The 14,825-nt window shown below is 70.6% G+C and carries 10 protein-coding genes and 2 pseudogenes; 1 reads left to right on the top strand and 11 read right to left on the bottom strand.

All coding sequences use genetic code 11. The features are described from left to right. Positions 1–180, bottom strand: a pseudogene (locus A5712_RS31590) (hypothetical protein); the annotation flags it as partial. On the opposite strand from A5712_RS31590, the pseudogene A5712_RS00680 reads away from it, so the two are divergent. Then, positions 176–841 (top strand): annotated as a pseudogene (locus A5712_RS00680) (hypothetical protein); the annotation flags it as partial. The pseudogenes A5712_RS31590 and A5712_RS00680 overlap by 5 nt on opposite strands. Here the strand turns inward: A5712_RS00680 and A5712_RS00675 are convergent. The 10 genes from A5712_RS00675 to A5712_RS00630 are packed head-to-tail and all read right to left on the bottom strand — an operon-like array spanning position 824 to position 14,821. After that, positions 824–1,936: a glycosyltransferase family 4 protein gene (locus A5712_RS00675; protein WP_068100157.1), complete on the bottom strand. Its 1,113-nt coding sequence runs from the start codon at positions 1,934–1,936 to the stop codon at positions 824–826. The pseudogene A5712_RS00680 and the gene A5712_RS00675 sit on opposite strands and share 18 nt — an antisense overlap. After that, positions 1,933–3,411, bottom strand: coding sequence for an O-antigen ligase (locus A5712_RS00670; protein ID WP_068100155.1), 1,479 nt, complete (start codon positions 3,409–3,411; stop codon positions 1,933–1,935). The genes A5712_RS00675 and A5712_RS00670 overlap by 4 nt, the downstream gene beginning before the upstream one ends. Further along, positions 3,408–4,955, bottom strand: a complete 1,548-nt coding sequence (locus A5712_RS00665) for a polysaccharide biosynthesis tyrosine autokinase (RefSeq protein WP_068100153.1) — start codon at positions 4,953–4,955, stop codon at positions 3,408–3,410. Before A5712_RS00665 ends, A5712_RS00670 begins: the two co-directional genes overlap by 4 nt. Positions 4,956–4,958: 3 nt before the next feature. Further along, positions 4,959–6,074 carry a glycosyltransferase family 4 protein gene (locus A5712_RS00660; RefSeq protein WP_082973195.1) on the bottom strand — a complete coding sequence of 372 codons (1,116 nt, stop codon included), beginning with the start codon at positions 6,072–6,074 and terminating at the stop codon, positions 4,959–4,961. After that, entirely contained in the window at positions 6,071–7,168 is a 1,098-nt protein-coding gene (locus A5712_RS00655; RefSeq protein ID WP_068100151.1) for a class I SAM-dependent methyltransferase, read from the bottom strand. The genes A5712_RS00660 and A5712_RS00655 overlap by 4 nt, the downstream gene beginning before the upstream one ends. Next, positions 7,165–8,406 carry a class I SAM-dependent methyltransferase gene (locus A5712_RS00650; RefSeq protein WP_068100149.1) on the bottom strand — a complete coding sequence of 414 codons (1,242 nt, stop codon included), beginning with the start codon at positions 8,404–8,406 and terminating at the stop codon, positions 7,165–7,167. Before A5712_RS00650 ends, A5712_RS00655 begins: the two co-directional genes overlap by 4 nt. Then, positions 8,387–9,838: a hypothetical protein gene (locus A5712_RS00645; protein ID WP_068100147.1), complete on the bottom strand. Its 1,452-nt coding sequence runs from the start codon at positions 9,836–9,838 to the stop codon at positions 8,387–8,389. The genes A5712_RS00650 and A5712_RS00645 overlap by 20 nt, the downstream gene beginning before the upstream one ends. Then, positions 9,835–11,853, bottom strand: coding sequence for a glycosyltransferase (locus A5712_RS00640; protein WP_068100145.1), 2,019 nt, complete (start codon positions 11,851–11,853; stop codon positions 9,835–9,837). The genes A5712_RS00645 and A5712_RS00640 overlap by 4 nt, the downstream gene beginning before the upstream one ends. Then, the gene (locus tag A5712_RS00635) at positions 11,850–13,316 is read right to left on the bottom strand and encodes a flippase (RefSeq protein ID WP_068100143.1); all 1,467 of its coding nucleotides are present in this window, start codon (positions 13,314–13,316) and stop codon (positions 11,850–11,852) included. Before A5712_RS00635 ends, A5712_RS00640 begins: the two co-directional genes overlap by 4 nt. Next, on the bottom strand, positions 13,316–14,821 hold the full coding sequence (locus A5712_RS00630; RefSeq protein ID WP_082973194.1) for a sugar transferase: 1,506 nt from the start codon (positions 14,819–14,821) through the stop codon (positions 13,316–13,318). Before A5712_RS00630 ends, A5712_RS00635 begins: the two co-directional genes overlap by 1 nt. Positions 14,822–14,825: the final 4 nt, after the last annotated feature.

Raw genomic sequence — 14,825 nt, 5'->3', positions numbered from 1 at the left:
CTCGTAGTAGGACCGCGGATCGGTCCCGTTGGGCAACTGGCACCACTCGGTGATCACCGGCGCCGAGGCCAGCCGCTGCTTGATCGCGTTGACGGCGGCGTCGTTCGACCGCACGTATTGCGAGTCGTTGGATTCGGCCCAGGCCGGCAACGGCGCCTGGACGCCGAGGCAGTCCGAGCGGCTGGCCTCGGCGCCGGTGATCACCGAGTGGTGCCAGTTGCCCAACGGGACCGATCCGCGGTCCTACTACGAGAAGGCCCTGCACGACGTGGTCAGGTACCACGTGTCGATGACGTCGAGCGCCAACTTCGCGGACCGCGACTCCCGGTCGGCGATGGACCCCAGCCTGTTTTTGCTGTGGGCCCAGGCGAGTATCTCTGCGGGCTACCGGTATTCGGTCGAGGCGCGGCCGGGCTCGCAGTCGATTCAGGGCAAGACGGCGAGCATATCCGTCGCCTGGACCAACTACGGCTCGGCCGCGGCCACCGAGCAGTGGACGCCGGGCTACAAGCTGGTGGATTTCACCGGAGCGGTGGTCAAGAGCCTGTCGGCGACGGTCAACCTCAAGGCGCTGGTCAGCGACGACACCAGCTCCTCACGCGAGGAGGCGGTCCCGGCGACGACGACGGAGTCGGTGCGCGTCGACCTGGCGGGCCTGGCGCCGGGCCACTACACGCTGCGCGCCTCGGTGGACTGGCAGCAGCACAAGCCGGGCGCCTCGCACGTGGTGAACTACGCGCCGATGTCGTTGGCGCGCGACGGGCGCGACGGTGCGGGGTTGTATCCGATTGCGACGCTGGACATTCCGCGCGACTCGACCACCTCAGCCAACGGGCAGTGACCTGGTCCCGCCGCGGGCATCGGCGGCCAGGCGAGTCCACAGCCGGGCCAGTGACTCGTGCCAGCGCGGCAGGCCGAAGTCGACGGCGCGGGCGCGCGCGGCGGCGCCCAGCCGCGCGCGCAGGCCGTCGTCGGTGACGAGCGCGCTGAGCGCGTCGGCGATCTCGGCGGGCGAACCCGGCTGCACCACGATGCCGGTGACCCCGTCGCTCACCGCCTCGCCGATGCTGCCGACGGTGGTCGTCACCGGCGCCAGGCCGTGCGCCATGGCCTCCAGCAGCGCCATCGGCAGGCCCTCGTCGCGGCTGGGGAGCAGGAAAATGTTTGCGGTGCAGAGCAGTTCGTCGCGGTCTGGGGGTTCCAGCCAGCCGGCCACGCGAACCGTGTCGCCCACACCCGCCGCCGCCACCGCGGCGCGGACCCCGTCGACGTCGCCGTCGCCGGCCAGCGTGATCCGCAGCCGCTCGCGGACCGACCCGTCGAGCGCGGCCACGGCCGAGACGATGTCGTAGCTGCCCTTGCGCATCCCCATCCGGCCCAGCGCCACGGCGTGTATCCGGCCAACGCCCGTTTGGGCCACGGGTGTCTCCGGGATGCGAACGGCATTGTGCAGCACGCTGATTCGATCGCCGGACAGCCCTAACCGGTCCGCGTACTCGTCGACGTGGCGCCGGCCCAGCACCACCCAGTGATCGGCGACGAGGGCGCGGCGCACCGCCGCCCGCGCCGGTGCCGGCAGCCGATCGAACCAGCCGCCGAAGTCGTAGCTGTGACCGTGTACCACCGCCGGCACGCCCGCCAGCCGCGCCGCCCACAACGGCACCGCCTTGCGGACGACGCTGCCGCCGTGGGCCATGTTCACGTGCAGCACGTCGGCGCGGCGGCGAATGAGCAACCAACTGGCCCAGAGCATTCCGCGCACGCCCACCAGCAGTCGCACCCATCGCGACCGGTCCACGTAGGTGGGCACGACGCTGACGTGGATCCGCTCGTCGGGATGCGCGGCCATCAGGGCGGCGACCGTCGCCATGCCGCCGCGGCTACTCGCGTCCGCGGGTGCCGGCCCCACCACCAGCACCCGCACCGGCCCGCTCACCGCGTCGCCCCGGCCGGGATCAGGGGCTCGGTAGTGGTTTCGACGTCCTCGCCGGGCACGCGGGACCGCTGCCACAGGCGGGCGAACGCCAGGGCCGCGCCCAGCGCCATGCCCAGCGTCATGGCGTTGGCCGGGTCCTCGGGCAGCGGGTCGACGACGCTCATCACCAGCAGGCCGGCGCTGACGGCGGCGCTGGCCTTCGCGGGCGCCGATGCGCTGCGCAGCGCCCGGATCAGCGGGGTGAGCGCGAACACCGCGAAGGCGGCCATGCCCACCGCGCCGGATTTCGCCAGCCACCACAGGTAGAAGTTGTGCGAATAGGTGGTGCCCAACGTGTTGGTGAATTCGTCCGGGTCGTTGCCGAACGGCTCCTGATAGGCGTAGCCGAGGCCGTGGCCGAACACCGGCGCCTTGGCGATGGCGCGGTTGAGGTTGGCGTCTTCGGCCAGCCTGGCCAGCGTCGAGGAGTCGACCGCGAGCGCATTGCTCGACACCCCGCCCAACACGCGGTGGCTGAACCCGGTGATCTGATCGCCCAGCCAGTCCCCGGCCGTCGAGTGCTGCAGCAGGAACAGCGCGCCGGGCACCGCAACGGCCAGGATCCCCGCGCCGGCGATGGCCAGCCTCGCCGCCCGGCGCAGCGACGACCAGCCGAGGGTGGCGAAGAACGCCACCGCCGCCGCCACCCCGAGGGCGATCAGCGTGTTGCGGGAGAAGGCCAGCACCGAGATGATCAGCGCCGGCAGGCCCAGCGCGAGGTACCAGACGGGCTTGAGACGGCCGACGATCTGGGCGGCCACCAGCGCGGCCAGCACGGCGATTGACGGTGTCAGGGTGGCGGTGATGACGCGGTTTGCCGTGTCGCCGGTGTCGCTTTGCAGGCTTTCCAACCGCCCCGCCAGCCGCAGCCCGCCCGAGGAGCTGGCGACGGCCATGCCGGCGGAAAACCAGAGGGTGAGGACCATCGCGTGCACCGACAGTTTGACGTAGTCGCCGTACACGATCACCAGCGCCAGGACGAAACCACCGACCACCTCGAGCAGGAAGGTGGCCTCCCGCACCACGATCGGGGCGGGGTGGCCCATCGCGAAGCCGACCGCGGCGAAGTAGGCCACCGTCAGCACGAACATCCCGGGCAGCAGGTATTCGGAGAAGCGCAGCCGCACGGCCGGCAGCACGAAGCAGATGGCCAGCACCAGCGCCACGTGATAGGCGTTGATCGACACGGGGCCAATCACTTTGGCGACGTGCAGGCCCTGGGGCAGCGCCGCGAACGCCAGGAACAGGGCGACGCCGATCATCGTCGCGGGTCTCGTCCAGTAGATCACCAGGCAGAACGACAGGCCGATCAGCATCACGCCCTGGGTGGTGTTGCGCACGGACAGCACGCCAAACACGAAGCACCCCAGGGCGAATGCCGTCAGCACGGCCCCGGACATCGCCAACCGGTGCCGATTGCGCAGATACAGGATCACCCCGGGCGGCCCACCTTGGTCCGGTAGGTCCGGGCCGCGGCCCGGGCGTGCCGGGGTATCCGCGCGTCGGTCAGCACGGTGCCGACGACGTCGGCGCCGGCGGCGCGCAACGCGGTCAGCGCGTCGGTGAGTTCGTCCTCGGTGGTGCGCCCCGCGCGGACGACCAGGACCGTGGCCTGCGCCGCGCCGGCCAGCAGGCCCGAGTCGGCCGTCGCCAGCACCGGTGGGCCGTCGATCACCGTTCGGTCGAAGGTGGCCGACACGTCGGCCAGCACCTTGTCGAGCACCTCCGGCAGGTACGCGCTGCTGGGCAGCGTGTCCCGGCGGACGGCCCGCGCCGCCAGGATGAAAAGCCGCGGAATCGACGTCGGCTTAACGGCTTCGGCCGCAATGTCGGGGTCGGACAGCGCGTTGCCCAGGCCCTCGCCGGAGTCGACCTTCAGCAGGCCGGCGATCACCGGTCGGCGGGTGTCGCCCTCGACGAGCAGCGCCTCTTCGCCGGATTCGGCGAATGCCCGGGCCAGGTTCACCGCCGTCGTCGTGGTTCCCTCCCCGCCGAACGGCGCCGTCAGCAGCACCCGGCGCGCTCCCGGTTCGAGCGCGCGCAGCAGGCGCGCCCGCAGGCCGCGGACCGCGTCGTCGAAGGAGATGTCGGTTCCGAACCGCGGTGCGCTGCCGCGCTTTCCGGGTAGTTCGGCCAGGGTCGGCAAATTGGAGAGCCGCTCCAGTTTGGCTCGGTCACGCACCGAGCGGTCGGCCGCCTCGCGGGTCAACGCCGCCCCGGTGCCCAGCAGCAAGCCGGCGGCAAGGCCCATGGCCATGTTGCGCACCGGCACCGGCTTGATGGGGCTGTCCGGCACGCCGGGCTGCTCGACGATGGTGGCCCGGGCGATCGGCATGTTCGGGGCGAGGGGCTGGGGCGGCGTCGCCGCGGGCTGCGCCGGCTGCGGGACGACCGAGGGTTCGGCCGACGGGGTGGCCTCGGCGCCCGTTTGCGTCGCCGGCTGGCCGTCGGCGTCCTGCGCGGCGGGCGCCGATGGCGGGGGCGTCTGCGCCGGCGGCGCCTGCGGCGGTGAGCTGTTCACCAGCGCCACCGGGTCCTTCGGGTTCACACCGAGGGTGCCGACCAGCCCGGTGAACGTGTCAGCCATCGCCTTCGCCAGTGTCGCGGCACGATTCGGGTCGGTGTCGGTGACCGAGATGGTGAACAGAGTCGACTTCGGCGTGTACTCCACGTGGGTCGCGCTCGCCAGGGCGTCCGCGCCGATGGGCAGGTGAAACTGCTTGACCGCGCGCTCCGCGACCGCGTGGCCGCCGGCGATCGCGGCGTACGACGACAGCCGCTCCTGCGCGGCCTGCGTGCCCTGATACACCTGGGCCAGGTCGGTCTCGCCCGAGAACGAGATGAGGACGGTGGCCGACGACTGATAACTCTTCGTCTGGAACGCGGTGACGGCGGCGGCCCCGGCGAGGCAGGCCAGCAGCGCCCCGACGAACAGCTTCCAGTGGGCCGTCAACGTTCGGACAAACGTGCGAAAATCCATCGGCTAAAACCTTTCCCGGCGCCTGCCGGCGCTCTCGAGCTCACGCGCGCCGTGCGGCGGGTGCGTGACCAAGACCTCTGTGAGGATATCCAGCATGCGGTCGGCGACCCGGTCGACGCTGAAGCGCTCCGCGTAGTGGTGCGCGGCCTCGGCGCCGAGGCGCGCGGCGGTGGCCGGGTCCGCCAGCCTGTCGAAAGCTGCGGCCAGCCCCGCGACGTCGTCGACGTCGACGGTCGGGCCGCCCGGCGGCTGGTATTCCGGCAGCCCGCCGATGGTGGACACGATCGGCATCACGCCCAGCTGCATCGACAGCACCTGCACCCCGCTCTGCGAGGCGCGCCGGTAGTGGGCGACCGAACCCTTTGCGGCCGAAAGCGTCTCGACGACGTCGGCGTAGCGGTACGCGCCGGGCCACCACCGCGCGTGTTGCGGCAGCCGCGCGCTTCGCAGGGCGATCGGTCCGTCGCCGATCAGCACCAGGTCGTCGCCGCGCCAGCCGTCGCCGCTCACGTGCCGTTGCCAGGCCTGCAGCACCACGTCGATGTTCTTGTACGGGTTGAGCCGGCCCACCATCACGAAATCGCGTCGCCCCTCGGCGTGGACCGGCGCCGGCACCAGGTCGACGTCGAGGTCGCTGGTGAGCGGCAACGTGTGCACGGGCGTCCGGGCGACGTCTCGCCGGGTGCTGATGGCTTCCGCGACGTAGTCGCTGTAGGTGACCGTGGCCGCCGAGCGGGCGCCCCAGCGGTCGAACACCGCACGCTCGTAGGCCGGCCGCGCTTCGCCGGCGTCGTGGGGGCTGTCGTCGTGGACCAGCTGCACCCGGGGCACACCCCCGGCCAATGCCATCCAGCGTGGATCGCGGACCAGCTCGGTGATCACCACCTGCGGCCGGTAGTCGCGGATGCGCCGCCAGGCGGCGAAACTCGACGGCCAGCTCGCGGCCGCCCGGAACCGCGGGTCGAGCACCAGCTCGTAGTCGCGGGCGGCGTCCGACTCGGGGTGCTGGTCGGACGTCACCAGCAGCACGTCGGCTCCGCGCCGCCGCAGCGCTTCGACCTGAACGCGCGCGAGCGGCCGCATCCATGGCGAAAGCCAAAGCACCCGAATGGGATTCATAGCAATGCCCGGTCCCTGACCGCGCCGGGGTCGATCGACCAGCGCCCCTCCAGTTGCGGGTAGGCCCGCCGCACTTCGTCGTACAGATCCGGCAATGTCAGCATGACGCGATCGGGGTCGGCCGCGATGAGCTGTTCGGGCGAGATGATGCCGACGTCGGTCCCGGGAATCCGGCGTCCTTGCTTCGCCGGTGACGCGTCGGCGACGGCCCGCAACAGGTGCCGGTCGACGCCGGCGATGTTGAACAACGCCGGCACACGCGAACCGGCGCCGTACCCGTACACCGTGCGCCGGTCATTCGCCTGCTCCCGCAGCCAGTCGCGCAACTGGGTGGCGTGGCGCTCGGCGTCGCGCTGCAGACCGCCGACGACCGCCGCTTCGGTGATGCCGGCGGTTTGCTCGCGCCGCAGGATTTCCCCGGTGCGTTCGTCGGGGTCGACCTGGCCGTGCACGGCGGCAACCAGTACGGTGCCGCCGTAGAGATCGAACTCCCACGCCGAGGCCACGCTCATGCCGGCCGCGGCGAGCAGACCGGTCAATGCCGTCAGTGAATAGTAGGCGTAATGGCTGTGGCGCAACGCATCCCATTGCCCCTGGGTCACGATCGTCAACAGCGAGTGGAATTGCAGCAGCAGCACGCCGTCGGGCGAGGTGGCCTCCGCGCGGAGCCGGAAGGCCTGCCGTTGGTCCGGCTCGTGCATGATGCCGAACGAGTCGAGCACGACATCGGCCCGTTCCGCCTCGGCGAAACCGCGTTCCGCGAGCAGCGGCAACCACGTTCCGCCGTGCGGGCTGCCGAATTCCCGTACGGTGGCGCCGCGCAGCCAGCCCGCGTCGGCGACGCGCCGGACGGCCTCGGCCGCCTGGTTGCGCAGGGCCTGCGGCTCGATGCCGCGCGGCTCGGCGACGGCGGTGTCGTCGTCGGCGAGTTGGGCCAGGCCGCAGCGGCCGCAGAGTTCCATCGCGAGCGGATGCGACGATTCCTCGGGCCGCACGGGTTCGGTGACCGGCGGGAAGTCGTCGCCGGCCGGCACGGTCCCCAGGTCGAGGACCCGTCGCAGATCGGTGCCGCCGCACCCCCGGCAGGTCCTCATCGGCGCACGCTACCAATTTCCGCGGTGTGCAGGGTCGGAAGCGGAAAGACGAGCTGGCCGCCCCAGTCGGCGACGTAGCGAAGCTGCTCGGTCAGCTCCGCCTCGAGGTTCCACGGCAACACCAGCACCACATCCGGGCGGTCTTCGGCGATGCGCTCGGGTTCGTAGATCGGGATCCGGGTCCCCGGGGTGAAGCGCCCGTGCTTGTACGGGTTGCGGTCGACGGTGTATTCGAGGAGATCGGTTCGGATCCCGCAATAGTTGAGCAGGGTGTTGCCCTTGCCCGGCGCGCCGTAGCCGACGACGCGCTTGCCGTCGGCGCGGCAATCCAGCAGGAAGCGCAGCAGGTCGTGCCGGATCGCCTCCGCGCGGGGACGCAGCTGCAGGTAGCCGTCGGCACGGTGCAGACCCGCGGCTTCTTCGGCGCGCATCACCCGCTCCACCCGTTCGGTCGGCCGCGAGGCGATATCCGCCGAGCGGGCCCAGATGCGCATCGACCCGCCGTGGGTGGGCAGCAGCTCGACGTCGACCACGGCGAGGCCCGAGGTGGCCAGCGCGCAGATCGCCGAGAACAGGGTGTAGTACTGGAAGTGCTCGTGGTAGATCGTGTCAAACTGTCCCAGCCGCACCAGGTTCAGCGCGTGGTGTACTTCGATGCTCAGCCAGCCGTCGTCGTCCATCAGCTTGCGTAGCGAGCGGGTGAAGCCGCGCAGATCGGGGATGTGCGCGTAGACGTTGTTGGCGACGACGAGGTCGGCGGGCCCGTGTTCCTCACGAACCTGGGTCGCCGTGTCCTCGTCCAGAAACGCAGTCAGCGTGGGGATGTTGCGCGCGCGGGCGGCGGCGCCGACGTTCTCGGACGGCTCGATTCCCAGGCATGGCACGCCCGCCGCGACGACGTGCTGCAGGAGGTAGCCGTCATTGCTGGCCACCTCGACCACCCGCGAATCCGGGCCAAGGCCGAGGCGCTGGACGGCGTCGTCGACGAAGCGCTTGGCGTGCTGCACCCAGCTGTCCGAATACGAAGCGAAGTAGGCGTATTCGGTGAAGGTGTCCTCGGGCGTGATCAGCGCCGGTATCTGCAGCAGCAGGCAGTCCTCGCACAACCGCAGGTGTAGCGGGAAGGTCTGCTCCGCAAGGTCGAGTTCCTCGGCGGTGAGGAATTTCTCGCACGGCGGAGTGGCGCCCAGGTCCACGACGCTGAGCAGGCGCTCCGAGTCACACAACCGGCAAAGCATATGGCTCCCAATTCTCTGTGCGGCTGGATGTTTGGGCGGGTTCGACGTTCAAGGCGAGGCGTTGCGCCCGCCGTCGGGTGCTGTCGTGAATGAGCTTGCCCAGGCCGTTCTGATAAAGCCAGAGGCTGTTCTGCTGGCCGGAGAAGGACTCTTCCCCGGCCATGGCGCCCCAGGGCAAAAACCCGCTGCCCAGCCCGACCCCGAAGACCCCCGCGATCGGCGTGCCGTACCGGTCCAACAGCCGCGCGTGCGTGTCGACCGCCGGGCCGTTGTGTGCCAACGGGACTCGCGTCCCGCGCGCGTTGTAAATGGGCGGAGCCGCAAGGCGGTAGCCCAGGGCCGGAATGATCAGATCGCAGTCGGTCAGCAGGCCGAGCAGGTCCGCGCGGGACAGGCCGCCGATCGGCATGGCCACCGCGCGGTCGTCCGGCTCGGCCCCGGGCTTGCGATGCATGCGCCGCCACACTTCGCGGGCGTCGCCCTGCAACCCACCCAGCCGATGCACGCGCCCGGTGGCCGCGCACACGTCGGATTCGGAGAATTCGTAGAAGTCGACGTGGGCCGCGGCACGCGACGCATAAGTGGGCCGGGGTTCGCTGCGATGCAGGATTTGGACGCCGCGGGGACCGAAGCTCAGCCCCGGAATCTGTTCCAGCAGTATCCATGCCGCCGAAAATGCGCTGTGCGCCCCGCCCAGGATGACCACGCGCGGGCTGCCATGCACGCGGGCCAGCCGTCTCGCCACCTCCTGCGCGCCGCCTCGGCTGAGGAGCCGGTGGCTGGACACGATCTTCTCGCGCCAGTCCCCGAGGTGGACGCCGGGCGTGACCTCGATCTCGGACCAGGACGCGTTCGGCCGCCCGCCGATCGCGACGACCGCGCTGGCGGCGCGGACCAGCGTGCGCCGCCCGTCGGCGTCGGCGGTGAACACCGCGACCGAGCCGTCATCCTGTAGCCGGATCGCCTCGGCGCGTGTGCCGGTGAAGGCGCGGCTGTTCGGATGCCGGTCGAACTCGGCCAGAATGGCTGCACCGAGGCGCCGCTCGAAGCGATCGACCAGCTCCAGCGTGGGATGCGTGGCCCGGAAGCGTTCCAGTTCTTGCGCAATGGGATCGGCGCCGACGTCGGCCAGCAACGGGGAGCAATCCGGGCCGTCCAGGCACTCCAGGAAGGAGGTGCCGCGCGAGTCGGCCTTAAGGGCGTATCGGCCGAGCGTGCCGCCCAGCTCGTCGGCCTGCTCGACCAACGCGACGCCGCCGTCCAGCCACGCGCCCAGCCGGCCGTGACGAGCCGCCCAGACCAGCGCTCCAGTCCCGGCCGGCCCACCGCCCAGGATCGCCGTTTCGTACCACGGAGTCGGTTCGATGACGGCCGTCCGTTCGCGACGCTTGGTGCGGCGGGCCGATTTCCAGTTCAGCCCCAACGCGCTCACAGCACGGCCTCGATGGCTTCGAGGTACTCGTCGGCCATCGCCTCCACCGTGTAATGCAGGCGCATCCGCTCGTGGCCACGTCGTCCCACCGATGGCAGCGCGGCGGGGTCGGCCAGGATCTGGGCGAGGCACTCACGCCACGCCGCCACCGTGACGGGCTCGACGACGAAACCGGCCTTGCCGAAGTCCAGCATCTCCGGGACGGCGCAAATCGCCGACGCGGCAACGGGTACCGCCCGCGCCATCGCCTCCAGGATGGCCAGCGGGAACGCCTCGGAGCGACTGGGCACGCACAACAGGTCGGCCTCGGCCAGCGCGGGACCCGGCCCGGCCGACCAGCCGCGCCAGTGCACCCGGTCGCGCAGCTCGGCGGGGGTGCGCGCCTGCAGCCGATCCCGGTCGGGTCCATCGCCGAATATGGAGAGCTCCCAGGGCATGTCGGTCAGGCCACCGAGCGCATCGATCAGCAGATGCGGGTTCTTGTGCTCGACGATGCGCGAGAGCATCACCAACTGCACCGGGTGACCGGCGGCCCGCACGCGGGGCTGCGGCTCACCCGTCACCGCCACCCCGTTGGGTGCGATGAAACGGCGCCCGCCGAGCCGGTGCTGCGCGGCCAGCATGTCCCAATGGCGTTGGGCGAGCACGACGAAGCCGTCGGCGCGGCGCATGGCTGCCGCCAGTGGCCGCGAGTAGATGGGGCGGTCCGGTTCCGGGGGTACGTGCGGCGCGACCAGCCAGCGCCGGTCGCCGCCGCCCGCGCGCCACAGCGTGGCGAACCCGGTCTCGGTGTTGGTGTCGCCGCTGATCAGCACCGCCGGGCCGGGCGGAACGTCGACGGCCGGTGCCCACCAGGGTTGGCGCACCACCCGCACGCTGTGCGGGACCTCCTTGATCAGCGGGCCGAACCGCTGCATGCAGACGATGGTGACCGGGTAACCGCGCCGATCCAATTCGGCTGCCAGCAAGGCTTTTTGGCGTTCGGCGCCGCCGTAGACCAGGCGGTTGGTGGTGATCACGATAGCCGGCTTGCCGGTGCGCCCGGTTGCCATGTGGCTCAAGGCGCGCCGCCGGGCGTCGCGCTTGGAGCGTTGCAGCCGCTCCAGCAGGGTGGTGCCGGCCAAATACAGGTCCGCGTGATGTACGCCGTCCTGGTGTTCGAGCAACAGGGCGATGTTGGCGCGCAACAGGTCGCGATTGCGGCGACGTTCCGGCGTCGAGACCTCCGCGCCGTGCGCGGCATCGGGCTCCTCCAACCGGCCGGCGGTCGCCGGATTGCCGTGGTCGACGTCGATTTCGTTGGCCAGCAGGATGCGCCAGCCCGCCGCACTGGCGCGGGCCTGCCAATCGGTTTCTTCTCCGTAAAGAAAGAACTCCTCGTCGAAGCCGCCGACTTCGTTCCAGGCCGCACGGTTGATGGCCAGGCAGGCGCCGCCCACGTAGCCGTCGATGCTTTCCGACTCGCCGGGCTGGCGGGCGTACAGGTGCGAAATTGGCGTGCCGCGCAGCAGATCCGAATAACCGGCGGCCGCGACCAGCGCCCGGCTCAGGGTCCGGCGCCGCGTCGCGATGTCCCATCGCTCCGGGCCGGGGGCGCCGTCGTCGTGCACCATGGGCGCCACGGCGGCGACCTTCTCCTGGCGAAGCAGCTCCCGGGTCCGCGCGAGCGGCCCCTGCAACCGGGCGTCGGCGTTCAGCAGCAGCAGGTCGGCGTCCGGCGGGGTGTGCTCGACCAAGGCGTTAAACGCCGCGGCGAAGCCGAGATTGACCGGACCCAACACCCAGTGCACCTCCGGGTGTCGGGCCGCCAGCTCCTCGCGACCGGGATAGGTGTCGCCGCTGTTCTCGTAGACGTACACCGGCAGGTCGGGCAGGTGTTCGGCGACGCCGGCCAGGCACTGCTCCACCAGGTCGTGACTCTTGTAGGTCACGATCATGACCACCATCGGCCGGCCGGACCTGGTGAGCGTGCCGACCGGGGGCTTGAGGTACGCGCGGTCCAGTTCGCGGCTCATGCGACCACCGGCCTGTGGCGCAGCGCGGCCAGTGACGACCAGCCGAACGGCCCGACCGCCGCGCTGGTGGCCAGGTACGCGGCGGCCGCGGCGGCCACGGTCAGGGCGACGTGGTGGCCCGAAAGCAGCAGTGCCACTGCGACACTGGCCGCCGTGGGGACCAGCAGCCGGAGCAGGAACGCCACCGGCGTGCGGTAGTCGCACTCGCGGCGCAGCCACCAGGTGGCCAGCACCATGCCGAACAGCTCGGTGCCCACCAGCGCCAGGCCGGCGCCCACCGCGCCGAACGGCCCGTCCAGGACCACGTTCAGCGCGACGTTGAACGCCAGCGTCGCGATCGACAACCGGAACAGGAACTTCTGCTGATGGCAGGCGAACAGCCCCTGGCCCAGGGTGCCGGTGACGAAACGCAAAGCCACCGCGACGAATAGCGTCGCCAGCGTCGGCGCGCCGCGCTCGACGAATTCGCGGTCGCCGAACAACTCGATCAGGGGCCGGGCCAGCAACGTGCCGATGACGGCGACCGGGACCCCCACGAAGTACATCAGCTCGATGCAGCGGCGCAGGAACTTGGCGAACGCGGCGACGTCGCGGGAAAACAGTTCGGTGGCCGTCGACAGCGTCGCCTTGAGGAAGAACATCGACACGATCAGCGTGTTGAACGCCACGGTGTAGGCCAACCCGTAGACGCCGACCTCCGAATGCGTGCTCACCTTCGACAGGATGACGCCGTCGGTGCGCCAGTACAGGACGCCGACGACCGCCACGCCGATCGGAAATGCGCTCTCCCGCAGCAGGTCCGCGATCTCTCGTGGCGCGAAGATCGGCCGCAACGAGATGTGCCGGGCCGCCGCGGTGCCCTGGATCAGCAGCTGCAGCGCCGGCGGTATCAGCTGCGCGACCGCGAACCAGACGACGTCGGCCCGTACGGCCACCAGGTAGCTGACCATCGCCAGCGTGCCCAGCCGGCCCAGCACGTCGGACATCGCCACGGCCGAGAAACGGACGGTGGACAGGAACACCGGCTCGAACCGCGTCGTCATCGTCAGCATCAGCAGCTGGCCCGACAACACCACGAGCATCACCCGCACGTCGGCGTCACGGTAGAGCAGCAGACCCGAACCCGCCGCCAGCGCCGCGAGCGGCAGGCAGTACATCAGCGATAGTCCGCTGTTGATGCGGACGAGCCGCTCCAGGTCGCCCGTCCCGGAGGTCACCCGGCGCACGATGACGGTGCCGATGCCGAGATCGGCCAGGCTCGCCCACATTCCGACGAAGGCGACCGCGATCGTGAGCTGGCCGTAGCGCCCGGGCCCGAGGTAGTGGGCCGTCATCGCGACCGAGACGACCGAGGCCAGCATCCCCAGCGCCCGGCAGACGAGCTGGACGGAGAACGCGTGCGCGATCCGCGACCGCGGCACCGACGCCGTCGGGGCCGGCTCGATCGTGGTGTTGTGCGCCATCAGTACGCCCCGTCGCTACTCAGCACGGCCTTGAGCGTCCGCGCGATGATCAGCAGGTCGCCCGTCATCGACCAGTTGTCGACATACGACAGGTCGAGCCGCACCGAGTCCTCCCACGAGAGGTCCGACCGGCCGCTGACCTGCCACAGCCCGGTCACGCCCGGCTTCACCAGCAGGCGGCGTTTGACCTCGCCGTCGTAGTTCTCGACCTCGCGCCGCAGCGGCGGGCGCGGTCCGACGACACTCATGTCCTGCTTGAGCACGTTGATGAACTGTGGCAACTCGTCGATGCTGAATCGGCGCAGTACCTTTCCGATGGGCGTCACCCGCGGGTCCTGGCGGATCTTGAAGAGCATGCCGCCGGCGCCCTCGTTGAGCGGCATCAGCCGTTCGACCTGGGTGTCGGCGCCATCCACCATGGTGCGGAACTTGAACATCGTGAAGGGCTTGCCGTCCAGGCCGATGCGCTCCGCCCGGTAGAAGACCGGCCCCCTGCTCGTCGCCTTGATGCCGACGGCGGCGGCGACGAGCAGCGGCGAGGTCGCGACGAGCGCGGCCAGGGCGAAGCAGAAATCGAAGGCGCGCTTCTGAAACCGTTGGGTCCCTTCGTATTGCGGCTTGTCGACATGCAGCAGGGGGAATCCCGCGATCGGCTTGAGGGTCAGCCGTGCCCCGGCGACGTCCACCACCCCGGGCGCCACCACCAGGTCGACGTCCATCGTCTCCAGTCGCCACATCAGGTCGCGGATCCCGTGTACGCCGAAGTGTTCGGTGCGCGTCACCGCCACCGTGTCGGCGCCGCAGCCGGCGATCGCGGACACCGCGGTGGTTTCGTCGCCGAGGATCGCGATCTTGCGTCCCTGCACCGTCAGCACCTCGCCGCGCGGCGGGCCGTAGCCCGCGATGCAGACGCCGACCACCAGATAGCCGTCGTTCGGGTTGCGGATCAGCTCGTGGGCGAGGTGCGAAACGCCCGGGCGATCCCCGATCGCCAATACCAGCGACTGGTATTGCCCTTGCGCCCGTTTGCGCCAGACGTGCTTGCGCCACAGGTTGCGGCTCGCCAGCAACCCGAGGGTGCCCGCGGGAAGCGCGACCGCCAGATAGCCGCGGGCCAGTTCGATCTTGGCCAGCAGCGTGACGATGGCGATGAACCCGAACGTCCAGAACGAGGCGCTGGCGATGCGCCGGTATTCGTCGATTCCCGCGCCGATGATCCGGGTGGACCGGGTTTGGAACATCGACATCGACGAAAGCCACAGCGCGGCAAAGAGAACCGAGAACAGCGTCATGACGGGCCCGGGGTACCCGGACGTGTTCGGCGAGTCCCCGAACCGGACGAACTGGGCGAGCGCGACGGCGGCGCAGACGATCATCGAGTCGGTGACCCGCAGGCGAGCCGAGTACCGCTGCTGCCAACGGGCGACGGCCTTGGCGCCGGCCCGCGGCGCGGGCAGCACCGCAAGCGGTGCCGGGCCGGTGTCGGCTGGAAGCGTGGTCGTCATGATG

It is taken from the genome of Mycobacterium sp. E2327 (genome assembly GCF_001672675.1).
Classification (GTDB): Bacteria; Actinomycetota; Actinomycetes; order Mycobacteriales; family Mycobacteriaceae; genus Mycobacterium.
Note: the sequence above shows the minus strand (reverse complement) of the source record. Positions and strands in the feature narration are given on the sequence as shown.

Excerpts from the sequence above, each read along its gene's own strand:
- A5712_RS00655 (WP_068100151.1), bottom strand. The coding sequence starts at position 7,168 with ATGAGGACCTGCCGGGGGTGCGGCGGCACCGATCTGCGACGGGTCCTC.
- A5712_RS00650 (WP_068100149.1), bottom strand. The coding sequence starts at position 8,406 with ATGCTTTGCCGGTTGTGTGACTCGGAGCGCCTGCTCAGCGTCGTGGAC.
- A5712_RS00640 (WP_068100145.1), bottom strand. The coding sequence starts at position 11,853 with ATGAGCCGCGAACTGGACCGCGCGTACCTCAAGCCCCCGGTCGGCACG.
- A5712_RS00665 (WP_068100153.1), bottom strand. The coding sequence starts at position 4,955 with ATGGATTTTCGCACGTTTGTCCGAACGTTGACGGCCCACTGGAAGCTG.
- A5712_RS00635 (WP_068100143.1), bottom strand. The coding sequence starts at position 13,316 with ATGGCGCACAACACCACGATCGAGCCGGCCCCGACGGCGTCGGTGCCG.
- A5712_RS00630 (WP_082973194.1), bottom strand. The coding sequence starts at position 14,821 with ATGACGACCACGCTTCCAGCCGACACCGGCCCGGCACCGCTTGCGGTG.
- A5712_RS00660 (WP_082973195.1), bottom strand. The coding sequence starts at position 6,074 with ATGAATCCCATTCGGGTGCTTTGGCTTTCGCCATGGATGCGGCCGCTC.